At 34.4% G+C, this 13,141-nt stretch carries 12 protein-coding genes and 1 pseudogene; 9 read left to right on the top strand and 4 right to left on the bottom strand.

Features of this window, described 5'->3' with window-relative positions:
• Positions 1 to 561 precede the first annotated feature (561 nt).
• Together ABS917_RS18110 and ABS917_RS18105 are read right to left on the bottom strand one after the other, a co-directional pair.
• Positions 562 to 1,335 carry a polyphosphate kinase gene (locus ABS917_RS18110; RefSeq protein WP_350480300.1) on the bottom strand — a complete coding sequence of 258 codons (774 nt, stop codon included), beginning with the start codon at positions 1,333 to 1,335 and terminating at the stop codon, positions 562 to 564.
• A complete protein-coding gene (locus ABS917_RS18105) occupies positions 1,328 to 1,897 on the bottom strand; it encodes a sigma-70 family RNA polymerase sigma factor (RefSeq protein ID WP_350480299.1) in 570 nt (189 codons plus the stop codon). The genes ABS917_RS18110 and ABS917_RS18105 overlap by 8 nt, the downstream gene beginning before the upstream one ends.
• Before the next feature lie 712 nt (positions 1,898 to 2,609).
• On the opposite strand from ABS917_RS18105, the gene ABS917_RS18100 reads away from it, so the two are divergent.
• From ABS917_RS18100 to ABS917_RS18085, 4 genes are all read left to right on the top strand, one after another.
• On the top strand, positions 2,610 to 4,049 hold the full coding sequence (locus tag ABS917_RS18100) for an S-layer homology domain-containing protein (RefSeq protein ID WP_350480298.1): 1,440 nt from the start codon (positions 2,610 to 2,612) through the stop codon (positions 4,047 to 4,049).
• Positions 4,050 to 4,464: 415 nt separating this feature from the next.
• Entirely contained in the window at positions 4,465 to 4,905 is a 441-nt protein-coding gene (locus tag ABS917_RS18095; RefSeq protein ID WP_350480297.1) for a DUF3997 domain-containing protein, read from the top strand.
• A gap of 31 nt (positions 4,906 to 4,936) precedes the next feature.
• A complete protein-coding gene (locus tag ABS917_RS18090; RefSeq protein WP_350480296.1) occupies positions 4,937 to 5,263 on the top strand; it encodes a pyrophosphohydrolase domain-containing protein in 327 nt (108 codons plus the stop codon).
• Between the two features lie 150 nt (positions 5,264 to 5,413).
• The gene (locus ABS917_RS18085) at positions 5,414 to 5,824 is read left to right on the top strand and encodes a hypothetical protein (RefSeq protein WP_350480295.1); all 411 of its coding nucleotides are present in this window, start codon (positions 5,414 to 5,416) and stop codon (positions 5,822 to 5,824) included.
• A gap of 448 nt (positions 5,825 to 6,272) precedes the next feature.
• On the opposite strand, the gene ABS917_RS18080 is transcribed toward ABS917_RS18085, so the two are convergent.
• Entirely contained in the window at positions 6,273 to 7,040 is a 768-nt protein-coding gene (locus tag ABS917_RS18080; RefSeq protein WP_350480294.1) for a DeoR/GlpR family DNA-binding transcription regulator, read from the bottom strand.
• Positions 7,041 to 7,187: 147 nt separating this feature from the next.
• Between ABS917_RS18080 and ABS917_RS18075 the strand changes: the two genes are divergently transcribed.
• From ABS917_RS18075 to phnX, 5 genes are read left to right on the top strand one after another with little or no spacing between them, the layout of a single operon-like run.
• Positions 7,188 to 7,940 (top strand): ABC transporter ATP-binding protein, encoded by a 753-nt coding sequence (locus ABS917_RS18075; protein ID WP_350480293.1) that lies wholly within the window; start codon positions 7,188 to 7,190, stop codon positions 7,938 to 7,940.
• Entirely contained in the window at positions 7,933 to 9,561 is a 1,629-nt protein-coding gene (locus tag ABS917_RS18070) for an ABC transporter permease subunit (protein WP_350480292.1), read from the top strand. Before ABS917_RS18075 ends, ABS917_RS18070 begins: the two co-directional genes overlap by 8 nt.
• Positions 9,558 to 10,541 (top strand): extracellular solute-binding protein, encoded by a 984-nt coding sequence (locus ABS917_RS18065; protein ID WP_350480291.1) that lies wholly within the window; start codon positions 9,558 to 9,560, stop codon positions 10,539 to 10,541. The genes ABS917_RS18070 and ABS917_RS18065 overlap by 4 nt, the downstream gene beginning before the upstream one ends.
• A gap of 9 nt (positions 10,542 to 10,550) precedes the next feature.
• Positions 10,551 to 11,642, top strand: a complete 1,092-nt coding sequence (gene phnW / locus ABS917_RS18060; RefSeq protein WP_350480290.1) for a 2-aminoethylphosphonate--pyruvate transaminase — start codon at positions 10,551 to 10,553, stop codon at positions 11,640 to 11,642.
• Positions 11,642 to 12,436: a phosphonoacetaldehyde hydrolase gene (phnX, locus tag ABS917_RS18055; RefSeq protein WP_350480289.1), complete on the top strand. Its 795-nt coding sequence runs from the start codon at positions 11,642 to 11,644 to the stop codon at positions 12,434 to 12,436. Before phnW ends, phnX begins: the two co-directional genes overlap by 1 nt.
• A gap of 175 nt (positions 12,437 to 12,611) precedes the next feature.
• Here the strand turns inward: phnX and ABS917_RS18050 are convergent.
• A pseudogene (locus tag ABS917_RS18050) lies at positions 12,612 to 12,911 on the bottom strand (transposase); the annotation flags it as partial.
• Positions 12,912 to 13,141: the final 230 nt, after the last annotated feature.

Here is a 13,141-nt window from a genome sequence, read left to right as displayed (position 1 = left end):
TAAACTGCGAAATCTGGTGTTCTGAAAGCTCAATACCCTTTTCCTTCAATACTTTGATAAACTCGAGAATGAGCGCATTAATAGAGGTTTTAGTGGTTTTCAATCAACAATTGTGCACGTTTTTTCAATATGAAGAGCGCGTTTTTCCGTTATAGGGCCATATTGTGGAGTAACCTTTTTTATGAAAAGTCACCGAACCATGCTTTTGTAACTTTTTCTACGAAGTATTACAGAATAGCCTATATGGATAAGAATAGAGAAACTCACAAAAACAATGAAGCAGTTTGTACCAAATTGGCTCAAACTGCTTCATAACTTGTATATTAATATAAAGTAAAGAACTACTTTATAAAATTTATTTTGCACGTACACTCCATATGCGTCGTCCATCACTTAACTTTTATTTTCAAGTTCATCAAGTGTTCCTTATTCACACTCCATCATATAGCCCTTTTCTCGGCTTGGTTATACGTTAGCCTCTGTACCTTGATTATCAAGAAATACAGGGGTTTTTTTATTTATCAATTGTGGCGTAGAAATAGCGTGAACCATTTACTATTATTAATCCTCTGTTTCATCCGGTATTAATACTTGATGCCCATCTGTTGTCATACCATTGTCTATAAAAGGTTTTACGTTATAATATTCGTCTAACTCATGTAAAATCATGTGAAGTTCATCTAAAATTGGGTCCCTCTTACTTATCTCCTCGTCAAGAACGCGTTGTGTAATTTGCTTGGCTTGCGTTAATTCCTCTATATTTTCTTCACTTGGCTCAATGTTGCCTAATAAAAGCAATATTTCGTTCAAATATTTAATGTACATCGTATGAGTGGGAATCTCATTACCTCTAACTGCTCCCATAAAAATAGCATTTTCTGTAATGGCAGCAGCTTTGAGGTGAGCAGCAAATAAATTATAATTTGGATCTGAAAAATCGTACTCCACACGTATATTTGTCTCTGGATCTACTCGAGCAAAGGTAATTGCGTTCCAAGAATCATATTCACCGCCAACTTTTAATTGTTTGCTTTCTTTATCTCCTTCACTTGTGATTACAGCTTTTGAATCTCCACTATTAGGTGGAGTTTGATTATTCAACTGAGTGGAATCTTCGGCACTCTCTTGAACATCGTTATTAGCGAACATAGTGTAGCCGAAGAAAATTAATCCAATTGTGAAAGTGAATGTAAGTGCATTTTGTACATAATGGGGTTTGGACATTTTCTTTTGTTCAACTTTTTGAATTTTGTTTAATACATTCCTTTTGTTCTCTTCCGTAAATGTAACGTTGATTTTCTTTTCAAAATCCAATTCCTTTAATTGTTTATCCATGAATGATGCCTCCTACTTCATTAAGTATTGAATCTTTTAACTTTTTTCGGGACCTTAATAGGCGAGATTGTAAGGTGCTTTCCTTTTCATTTAAGATGGCGCAAATTTCTTTAATGGATAATTCTTTGTAATAATAAAGGATTATGACTTCTCGATATTTGATAGGTAAATCCATTACTTTTTCAAATAGACCCTTATTTAAGGAGTTTTGTAAATATAGCTCCGATAGGTCCTCTTGCTTCGAGGAAAAGCTTGATTGTTGTCGAGTTAATCGCTCAATTAAATTGAAATGACGTAATCGATCACGTTTTAAATGATTTTTGCATTTATTTGCAGCAATTGAATAAATCCAGCTTTTAAGTGATGAATTCCCTTTAAAAGTATGTATATTTTGATAGACGGACACAAACACTTCTTGGGTTACATCCTCCGTATCCGCTTCATTTTTTAAATACATATAAACAAACTTTTTTATTTCAGTTCCATACTCATCCATAATATCCACTATTGCATCAAGCGGATTTGATTTAATGGCATCTAATTCACTTTGCTTCAATTCCATTCTAAAAACCTCCTTACATACCGTTTAAATAATAAGACTCTACAAGTAGATAAAATATTGCATTTTTTTGACGCTTTTTTTATTTATTTTTTATTAACATACTATAAATTCTGCTTAGACAATCTGATCGATTGTAATTTTGGAGTAATACCTTGCGTCCACTCAACCTCAACCTTGGCTGTCCATTCTTTAGGACGACTCTTAAACCAATCCATATCAAGTAACCTCTCCCATGCAGCTAGGACTCAAATGAAAATTTGGGGATTAATTTTGAAAAATTATAAAGGCACTAAAAATGTTGTCACTCTATTCAACAGTCGAGCGCTTTTCTTGAACAAGAAAAGTGCTTTATTCAATTATAGGGCCATATTATTGAATATCTTTCTGTACTTTAGTTTTATAAAGTTTTCAAAAAAAAATTAAATAATCGTGAAACTAATTTCTATTTTTTCCGTCAGTACAGCACACTACTGATTGGAGGATTTTTTAAGTAGCTATTTATAATGCTTATACTACTATTTATCGTGCTAGTAGGTGTTTAGCACAGCGTTGAATCAAGTGAAACCCAAAATATGGGGACGACGATTACAAAATTGTTAAGCTTCCTAAAGGAAAAATTGAACAAGTTTTTCCAATACAATGGAATCTATTAAAAGAAAAAAGAGGAAGCTAGAGAATGAAGAAGAGACTATTTGCAGTATTTAGTGTACTAGTGCTGTCGTGTAGCCTGCCCTTATCTAATACATTTGCTGTAAGTAAAAAACAATTTTCAGATGTACCATCATCAAAGTACTTTGCCGAAGCGGTCTATGATTTGGCAGAACGTAATATTATCGGAGGATATCCGGACGGTACATTCAAACCAGGAAACTCCATCACTAGAGGACAGGCAGCTGCAATAATTGCCAAACTGATTAAATTGGATACGGACAATGTGAAGAGTCCAGCATTTAAGGACGTATCGAGGGGGAACGATTATTACAAAGCCATTGCAGCTATGGCGGGAAAAGGTATCATTAGAGGCTACGAGGATGGACGTTTCGGTCCGAACAATCCTATTACCCGAGGACAGATGGCTTCGATTCTTGTCAAAGCGTTCGATCTGCCACGCTATGACTTCTCATCGCATAAAAGTCCATTCGAAGATGTGAAAAGGGGGACAGGTCATGATCCAAGTATTTTGAACATCTATCGACTTGGCATAACGGGAGGAACGTCTTCTGATAGATTCAGCCCGAATGTTTCCATAACAAGAGGACAAGCAACCAAGATGATGAAAGCTACTGAGGAAGCGAAATCACAGATTGTTACATTGCGGGCAAGCGACTACAACTGGGAGGAGTTTAAAATGTATGATTCATATCAAGAGGATACGGATGTGTTCCATTCGGTTGTTGGGAGCAATGATCTAAATGGCAACACATCGGATAAAATTCACTTAGTCCCGCTCAAAGAAGGGACGGGAACATTACGGGTCGCTTTGGTGTATTCAGGGAATCCAGATAAGAAATACTATCGGAAATACTATGTCAACGTCAAAGAAGTGAACGGCAAACTAAAGTTGACACTAGAGGAGACGCAAGACTTTCTCGCTTCGCCAGCTATAATAGATGTAAGAGATAAAAAAGAAGTCCAAAACATTTCTCTTTCCACAATGGATGGAGAAAAGCTATCTGACAGTATAGCGTTCAAAAAATGTCCAACATTCAGTTCCTCTGATTGTTATGAGAGCGATAGTACAAATGAATATATTACTGTTCAAATCGGGATTGATAAACCAGGTCAATATATTGCCACTCTCCGCTTCGATGATGGAAAAGAAGTCCGGTACGGGATTGAAGCGGTAAGTCTGACTCCACATTTTCATTATAGCGTTCGGACACTAGAAGAAAAACCAACTGCGACATTGGATTTAGGAACAGAATACACTATGGGAAAGCATATCATACCAGAAGATGCTGAAAATATTGCCACGGTCACACGAGAAGGGGAAACCAACCTACTCCGAGTTGTAGGAAAGAAATATGGACACTTTTATATTAAGTTTCCGGATCATAACAAGACCGATTTTATAGACGTTGGAGTTAAAGTTGGACAGATAGGCGCTATTATTAATGTTAATATTTATGAAAATACCATTGAGACATACTAACAGAGAAATTCATATATTCATCTCGATATAAAATAACGTTTCCAAATGAAAGTTTGGAAAGAAGTCGGTCGAAATCCAAAAATGCAGTTAAACCAACATTTCTTGAGTTTTCTTTTGGAAATTGTATATACAACTTTTTATGCAGATATATAAACAGCGCTACGATAATACTTTTCAAGATTATGCAGATTGTGATAGCTGAATAAAAACCTGTATATTTAATTGAAAAACGATTATCAACAAATCGGGCGCAATTCTTCAATAAGAAGATCGCGTTTTTCCGTTAAAGGGCCATATTGTTGAATAACATTCTTATATTACTTGTTAAAAAACTAAAGGAACTTATTTCCATTTGAAGCGTATTAAAATAAATAGCGAACAATTAGTTAAATACGCTTAAAATGGAGGGAGAGCGTTGAAACATTTAATTTTATTGATATTAACTTGTTTTATTATATCAGGATGTGCGGGATTAGCAGATTATACAATTTCATTAGACAACGGTTATCGCATTGATAGACTTTTGGCTCATCAAATTCAAATTTACGGAGATGAAGCGGTAAATGATGGAGATGATACGACATTTAATCATTTATATGTACCATCTGAAGTGACTGCTGTATGGTGGGACGATCAATATATTATTGCAAAACAATTGAGTTTAAGGGCGGATGAACGAGGATATGAAAAACCTCCAAAAACTCCTGCTGACAATGATTATTCTTATTGGATAATCGAAATAGATAAGAACGAAGTAAAAGGACCACTTACGCTAAAAGAGCTAGAGAATGACACGAACCAACTAGAAATTAACATTGTATTTACACCAATCGATAAGTTGAAAAGGGAACCATAATTTTTTAATTTTGATAAAGGAGCTGAAGGGTATGCCTGTCTATAATAAATTAGTAAGAGATAGGATTTTAGAAATTATCGAATCAAATGGATTAATTTATAATGCTCGAATACTTAAGTCAAGTGAACTTTTAAAGGAAGTTAAGGCGAAAATGATTGAGGAAGCTAAAGAGTTTCACGCAGCAGAAACTGCTAATGAAAGCGTGGAAGAGTTAGCAGATGTATTAGAATTAATACATACGGCTCTTAATACATTGGGTGTGACTTATGAAGAGCTAAATGCAGTACGGTTGCAAAAAATGGTGAAACGTGGTGGTTTTGAAAAAGCTATTTACTTGGTTGATATAGAGGATAGGTAATCTGTGATCTTCTTCAAAACCTCCTTATACAACAATCGGGCACGATTCTTCAATAAGAGGATCGCGTTTTTCCGTTAAAGGGCCATTTAACGGAATAAACAGGGTAACTTAATTGTCCTTTATACGTCTAACAATCCAAGGAGGGATAACGTGAAAAAATCAAGATTACTATTGGGATTGATTATTTTCGTTTTATTAATTGCTGGTGGATGTTCTAATTCATCGAATAAAGGCAAAGTAGAGGTTCATAAAACTGAAAATCCTAATGCAGAGGAGGTTTTAAAATTAGACCCTGAAGCCGATATATTTCAGTTCAACGGAGTGATTTATCAGACTGGGATTGATTGGGTTGAAGAACTAACCTTAACAAAAGACGAGCAGGTAGGGGAAATAAAAACAAAAAACGAAACAGATACAAACTTTGAAGATGAAATGTCGAACAAATTGCCTGTTGGTGCAAAAATTTATTCGGTTAAAGAAAAAGAAGAAATTGGTGGACCAATTTTACTCGTAGAATTAGAAGGTAAACTTTATAAATACTATGGGCTTGTTGAGGGTTAATCAATTTTCATGAATCCACAATCGGGCATTTTTCTTGAATAAGAAAAGTGCTTTTTCAATTAAAGGTCTAGATTGTTAATATCCGTTTCACAAGTATAATCCGTCACTGTGGCGCAAGTGTACCGCCACCCATATAAGACATATAAGGAAGACCCTTGTTGAGTCAACGGTCTTCTTTTTTTATTGCGTTATTTTTTCCTTAAATGATAAACACGTTATTCAACAATCGGACCAGATTTTGGAATAAATATTTATTTTATAGCAGTATGCAAGGTGGCCCTATCACAAGCAAATGAGCTTTACTAAATGGGGAAAATCGTATCTATTCATTCTAGATACGATTTTTTAAATGGTTAAGGATTTACGATGATTTGCTGTAATGAATTATTAGGAGCATAAAAAAGCCCCTCTACCTTTTGAGTATACACAACTAGGAGTACTGTAACTTTCATAATAAAGGTATGCGTTTAATATTAATACCAGCCTCTTTATATTGTTTAAAAATGTCATCATTTAAGTGAGCATCTGTAATTAAGTAATCTACATTGCTAAGTGGACAAATTTTTACAGTGACATCACGCTCAAATTTTGTATAATCAGCTACAACATAAATGGATTGTGCTATTTGTACGATTTTCCGCCTCATTATTGCTTCTTCGAAACTAAAATCAGACAATCCATTCTTTAATGAAATACCACTTGTACAGATAAATGCTTTTGAAATATTTAGCTGGTCATATTGTAGTAAAAAGTCATAAGCAATGATGGACCTTTCAGAATGTCGTACTTTCCCACCCATTATAATGACTTCTACAGATGTACTCAGTAATTCCATAGCAATTGGTAAAGAGTTAGTAATGACCGTTATATTTTTCATATGGCAAAGGAATTTAGCAATTTGATATGTACTTGAACCACTATCTAAAAAGATACAATCACCTTCTTCGATCATTTCTGCACATTCTTTAGCGATGGCTACTTTTTCATTTAATTGGCTGACCATACGTTGCTCGATCAAAGTTTCTGTTACAGACTGCTCAATCTCTTTAATTCCACCATAAAATTTTTCGACAAGACCTTGTTGTACAAGTACTTGGATATCACGACGCAATGTTTCCATTGATATTTGTAACGCTTCTGTCAGTTCAGAATGCTTTACGACTTTTTGTGTTCGTACCATTTTCACAATTTTTTGTTGACGCTCAATAGGATACATTTAAATCACTCCTTCTTTCTTAATTATATAGAAGATTGTCGAAATTTAGTCAATAGTTAACCATAATTTACTCAAGATTTACAAAATACTTAGTGTTAGATTTACAATACAGTTTTATACTGAGTTTAACAAAGAGAGGTGACATATATGCTAGAGCTTCAACATATTAAAAAGAACTTTGGACCAAAAGAGGTTTTAAAAGACATCGATTTAACATTACCAAAAGGACAAATTATGTCATTACTAGGACCAAGTGGTTGTGGGAAAACAACATTATTAAATATTATTTTGGGATTGGAACAGCAAACAAGCGGAAAAATCATTTGGAATGGGGAAGATATTAGTCAGAAGCCAATGCATCAACGAGGATTTAATATTGTGTTTCAAGATTTCGCATTATTTCCACACTTAAATGCTTACGACAATATTATGTATGGTTTACGTAATCAAAATAAGAATGTTACTGAAAATGATGTTAAAGAATACATTGAATTTTTAGAGCTTCATCCACATTTAAAAAAAAGGGTACATGAACTTTCTGGTGGACAAAAGCAAAGAGTCTCCATTGCACGAACACTTGTAATGCAGCCAGATATTTTACTGATGGACGAGCCATTAAGTGCTTTAGATGGAGTTATTAAAGAAACCATTAAAGAACGTATTCAATCCATTGCGAGAGAATTTAATTTAACAACGGTTATCGTGACACATGACCCAGAAGAGGCATTAACCCTGTCTAATCAAGTTCTTATTCTAAATAATGGAAATGTTGCACAATGTGGAAGCCCAAAAGAAATTATACAACATCCAGCAAATGAATTTATTGAAACATTTATACTAAAACAGCTCCACATTAAACGTCAAAATATTTATCAGTTGTTTGGTGAACAACATGGTTAAAACAACGATGATGATGCGTAGCATTTCATTCATATTATTAATAATTTTTATATTATTTTTAGCATTGCCACTAGGATTAGTTGTATTGAAATCATTTCAAGGATTAGATGGCTGGACACTTCAAAATTATGAAAAAGCATTAACAACAAATACTTTAAGAGAAGTTTTCTTTAATAGTATATGGGTATCAGGAATTGCAGCAGTTATTACAACAGTACTTGCGTTCTTATTCGCCTATACCATTCATTTTACGAAGGTTATAAAGCCCATTAAAAAATTTATACAATTTGGTGTAACATTGCCAATGTTATTACCTACCATTACATATGGTTTTGTATTGATCTATGCATTCGGAAATCAAGGGATATTTAGCCGCATTTTTGAACAACCACTTTTTACAGTATACGGATTTAATGGTTTAATCATAGGTTATGTACTTTACACATTACCAGCCGCGTTTTTATTGATACATAATGCCATGCAATATATGGATCACCGCTTTATTATTGTGTCCCACCTAATGAATGATGGCAAATTGCGCAGATTTTATCATACAGTATTACGTCCTTTGTTAAGTACAATTGGTGGTGCGTTTACTTTAGCATTTATCTTAAGCTTTACTGACTATGGTATACCGGCTTCAGTAGGTGGGACTTATGAGGTAATAGCAACAAGACTTTATCAGACGATGCTTGGATCTATTCCAAACTTCTCACAGGGCGCAGTCATTTCAATTGTCATGTTAGCACCAGCTGTTATTGGCATGATTGTCATAGGGATTTTGGAGAGAAGTAATGTTGCATATAAATCATTTTCACAGCAAGTTGCGTTTGCTTCAAAAACAAAAACAATATTGTTTGGTATAGGTAGCACGATGATAGTATTCACTTTATTAGCAATTTTCACGCCACTTTTTATTGTACCGTTTACAACAGCATATCCATTTGATTTTGGGTTTACACTCGCACACTTAGAAGCTGTGATTCAAATGCCAGAATTGATGAGAGTATATAAAAACTCGTTAATTGTTGCTGTGTGTACAGCACTTGCTGGGGTAGTGATTGCTTTTATTGCGGGCTTACTAAGTGCACGTACGAATTTAAAAAGTAGAAAAGCATTTGATGCAGTTGCGATGATAACAAATGCCATCCCAGGAATGGTGCTTGGTTTAGGTTATTTATTTCTCTTTAATAATAGTGATATGAAAGGTACGTTTTTGATAATTATTGCTTATAATATCATTCATTTCTTTACAACACCGTTTTTAATGGTGAAAAATGCATTACAAAAAATGGATCTATCTTGGGAAATAACCGCAGCATTACTACATGATAGTTGGCTAAAAACGATTTATCGGATTATCTTACCGAATATAAAGAAAACACTTGTAGAAGTATTTAGTTATTATTTTGTTAACGCAATGGTAACGGTGAGTGGGGTTATTTTCTTGGTCACAACCCATACAGTATTAGTCTCAACCAAAATTAAAGAATTGCAGCATTTTTCAAAGTTCAACGAAATTTTTATCCTATCTTTATTTATATTACTAACAAATATTGTTGTAAAAGTAGTGTGCGAATTTTATATTAAACGACATTCAAAAAAGGGGTTTAAGACATGAAGAAAAAAACAGTAAGATTTTTAACAGTAGCGTGTTCAGCAATTATGTTAGCAGCTTGTAGTAATAGCAGTGCAAATTCGAATGACCAAATTATTATTTACTCAAATGCAGATGATGAAGCAATTGAGGTAATACAAAATACACTAAATGATAAAGGTTTCGAAGGTGAATATATTATTCAATCATTAGGGACATCAGAACTTGGTGGAAAGCTATTAGCAGAAGGTAAATCGATTGAGGCAGATGTAGTAACGATGGCTTCTTATTATATTGATAGTGCAGAGACACAAAATGATATGTTCATTGATTTAACATCTTCAGAATCATTAATCGATGAAATGACAAATATTCAACTACCGATTTTAGGGAATGTAGGCGCAATTTTTGTAAATACAGAAATGCTTGCACAGAAAGGGCTAGATACGCCAAAGTCCTTAAAAGATTTAGCAGACCCACAATATAAAAACTTAATTTCAATTCCCAATATTATGGACTCTTCTACAGGGTGGTTACTAGTACAAGCTATTATTGCTGAGTACGGTGAAGAGGAAGGGCAACAAATATTAGCTGATTTAATTCAAAATGTAGGACCGCATTTAGAGAGTTCAGGTTCTGGTCCAATTAAAAAGGTCAAAACAGGAGAAGTGCCGCTTGGTTTTGGGTTACGTGCACAAGCCATTGATGCAAAAGAAGAGGGCTTGCCAATCGATTATATTGATCCAACAGAAGGAAATTACTCATTAGTAGAATCTGTTGCTGTTGTTGACAAGGAAGATGATGAAAAAGAAAAGAAAGCACAAGAAATGGCTATAACGATTGCTACAGAAGCACGCGAAGGACTACTTAAGCAGTATCCAGTTACCTTATATGAAGGAGAAACTGTGGCGGATGAGCCTGCTTTCTTAAAGAAATGGGAAACAACTTTGACAGTAGATTTATTACAACAACATCAAGCTATTTTTGAAATTGCAAAACAATAGGAGGATCTTATGAATCAATATAAATTATTAACACCAGGACCATTAACAACAACGGATACTGTTCGAAGTGTCATGAATGAAGATCGCTGTACATGGGATGATGAATATAAACAAATTACAAATCAAATTCGCAAACAATTATTACAAATCGCAGGAGTAGATGAAAATACATATACAGCTGTATTAATGCAAGGAAGTGGTAGCTTTGTTGTAGAATCTGTATTAACGACGACTATTCAAGCTAGCGATAAAGTGCTATTCATTACAAATGGTGCTTACGGTGAGCGTATGATACAGATGGCAAATGCAATTGGCATACAGCATACTCAATATGAAACGCCTTATACAGAAGTTGTTAAAGCATCTGACATCGAATTGGTATTACAAAAGGATCCAACTATTACTCATGTTGCCATGGTGCATTGTGAAACGACAACAGGAATTTTAAATCCAATTGAAGATGTCATTGTAGTTGCAAAACAGTACAAAAAACAAGTGATTATTGATGCAATGAGTAGTTTTGGTGGTGTCCCGATTAACGTAGCTGATTTACAGATTGATTATTTAATTAGTAGTGCTAATAAATGTATTCAAGGCGTGCCAGGATTTGGATTTGTTATTGCAAATATAGAGCGTCTGTCCGCATGTCGAGGGGTTGCTAGAAGTGTATCACTCGATTTATACGACCAGTGGCAAGTTATGAAAGTAGAGGGGAAATGGCGTTTTACATCACCTACTCATGTTGTGGCAGCATTTTCACAAGCACTAGCTGAATTAGAAGAAGAAGGCGGAGTAACAGCTCGCTTTAAACGTTATGCAACGAACAATATTTATTTACGCAAAGAAATGCAGGCAATGGGGTTTATGCCATATATCATTGAACAATATCAATCACCTATTATTACATCGTACGGTTACCCATCTGAGGACTTTGATTTTACAACTTTTTATGAAGCCATTAAGCAAAAAGGGTTCGTTTTATATCCGGGGAAGTTAACAGATGCGAATACATTCCGCGTGGGGAATATTGGAGATATTCATCGATCAGACATGAAGCAACTGGTAGTGGCAATCAAAGAATATATGGGAGTGAGCGAATAATGACAAAACAAATTGAAGGTGTAATTTTTGACTGGGCCGGAACAGCGGTAGACTTTGGTTGCTTTGCACCAGTAAATGTATTTTTGGAAATTTTTAAGAACGCTGGTGTAGAGGTAACATTAGAAGAAGCGCGAGAACCAATGGGAATGTTAAAGATCGACCATATTCTTGCGATGCTACAAATGCCTCGCATTGATTCGAAATGGCAAGAAGTATACGGACATCCTTTCACAGAAGAGGATGTCAATAGATTATATGAACAGTTTGAAAAGCAATTAATGCTTTCTCTTACTGAATATACAACACCAATCAAAGGTGTATTAGAAACAGTAGAATGGTTACGCACGAACAATATTAAAATAGGCTCAACTACAGGATATACGAAAGAAATGATGGAAGTTGTTGTACCAGAAGCTAAGAAAAAAGGCTATTCCCCAGATTTTTTAGTTACACCTACGGATTTAGCAGACTTCGGTCGACCATATCCATATATGATTTTTGAAAATATGCGTCGACTAAAATTAAGCAATGTAAAAAAAGTTGTCAAAGTAGGTGATACCGCTTCAGATATTAAAGAAGCGCTACATGCTGGGGTATGGGCAGTAGGTGTTATTATTGGCAGTTCAGAAATGGGTATCAGCGAACAAGAATACGAACAGCTAACAACAGAACAGCAACAACAACTTATTGAAACGACACGTGCAAAGTTTGAATCATATGGTGCACATTATACAATTAAAACGATGCAAGAGCTACCACAAATTATCGGAAAAATTCAAGAAAACGTTAGATAATATGTATGTATTAAAGTTTTTAGTAGATTAACAACAGCAGGAAAAAAGTGACTTAACGGATAATTAGGAACAAGGATTTGAGGTTCATATTTTTTAGTATCCTCTTAAGCAATTTTAATTATTAGAAGTGAAAATAAGATAAAAAATGAGTCCAGAACAAACTCATTGGGATCTAATACAGAGCTTGTCGTAGTCTGCTAGAGCCTCTTTTGGTTATTCGGTTGTAAGTGCCTTTGAATGTACCTGATTCAAAGATATGTGGGTCAAGACCGGAAAATGCGACTAGTTTCTTAGGATGATTAAACCTTTCAATTTCCCCAATTTCAGATATAATCGTGGCAGCGATTTTTTCTCCAATATCAGGAATGGATTGGATTGGATAATCTTATTTCCTCAATACTTTTGCCAAAGCATCTATCACATTTTCAAGTAGTGATAGATGTTTTTTGTATTCAAAGAGATAACGTATAAACAATGTTCCATAAAAAAAGACAAACGTCGATTTAATAACGTCCTTTTATTTACAATAATTGTAACAAAATAATATCTTCAAAGTGTCATTTGGGAACTTTTATTTCATAAAATCCGAATCATTATTTTTATCTGAATAGAATTATGTACTACTAGTTATCCCAAATGACACTTTGAAGATATTATTTTGTTACAATTATTGTAAATAAAAGGACGTTATTAAATCGACGTTTG

The sequence above is a fragment of the Solibacillus sp. genome, from assembly GCF_040273735.1.
In the GTDB taxonomy this organism is placed as follows: Bacteria; Bacillota; Bacilli; order Bacillales_A; family Planococcaceae; genus Solibacillus.
The sequence above is the reverse complement of the archived record's forward strand: the minus strand, read 5'-3'. Positions and strand labels throughout refer to the sequence as shown.

Bases quoted from the DNA above. Each gene is read 5' to 3' on its own strand.
- ABS917_RS18110 (WP_350480300.1), bottom strand. From the start codon at position 1,335: ATGGATAAACAATTAAAGGAATTGGATTTTGAAAAGAAAATCAACGTT.
- ABS917_RS18105 (WP_350480299.1), bottom strand. From the start codon at position 1,897: ATGGAATTGAAGCAAAGTGAATTAGATGCCATTAAATCAAATCCGCTT.
- ABS917_RS18090 (WP_350480296.1), top strand. From the start codon at position 4,937: ATGCCTGTCTATAATAAATTAGTAAGAGATAGGATTTTAGAAATTATC.
- ABS917_RS18080 (WP_350480294.1), bottom strand. From the start codon at position 7,040: ATGTATCCTATTGAGCGTCAACAAAAAATTGTGAAAATGGTACGAACA.
- ABS917_RS18075 (WP_350480293.1), top strand. From the start codon at position 7,188: ATGCTAGAGCTTCAACATATTAAAAAGAACTTTGGACCAAAAGAGGTT.
- ABS917_RS18070 (WP_350480292.1), top strand. From the start codon at position 7,933: ATGGTTAAAACAACGATGATGATGCGTAGCATTTCATTCATATTATTA.
- ABS917_RS18065 (WP_350480291.1), top strand. From the start codon at position 9,558: ATGAAGAAAAAAACAGTAAGATTTTTAACAGTAGCGTGTTCAGCAATT.
- phnW (WP_350480290.1), top strand. From the start codon at position 10,551: ATGAATCAATATAAATTATTAACACCAGGACCATTAACAACAACGGAT.
- phnX (WP_350480289.1), top strand. From the start codon at position 11,642: ATGACAAAACAAATTGAAGGTGTAATTTTTGACTGGGCCGGAACAGCG.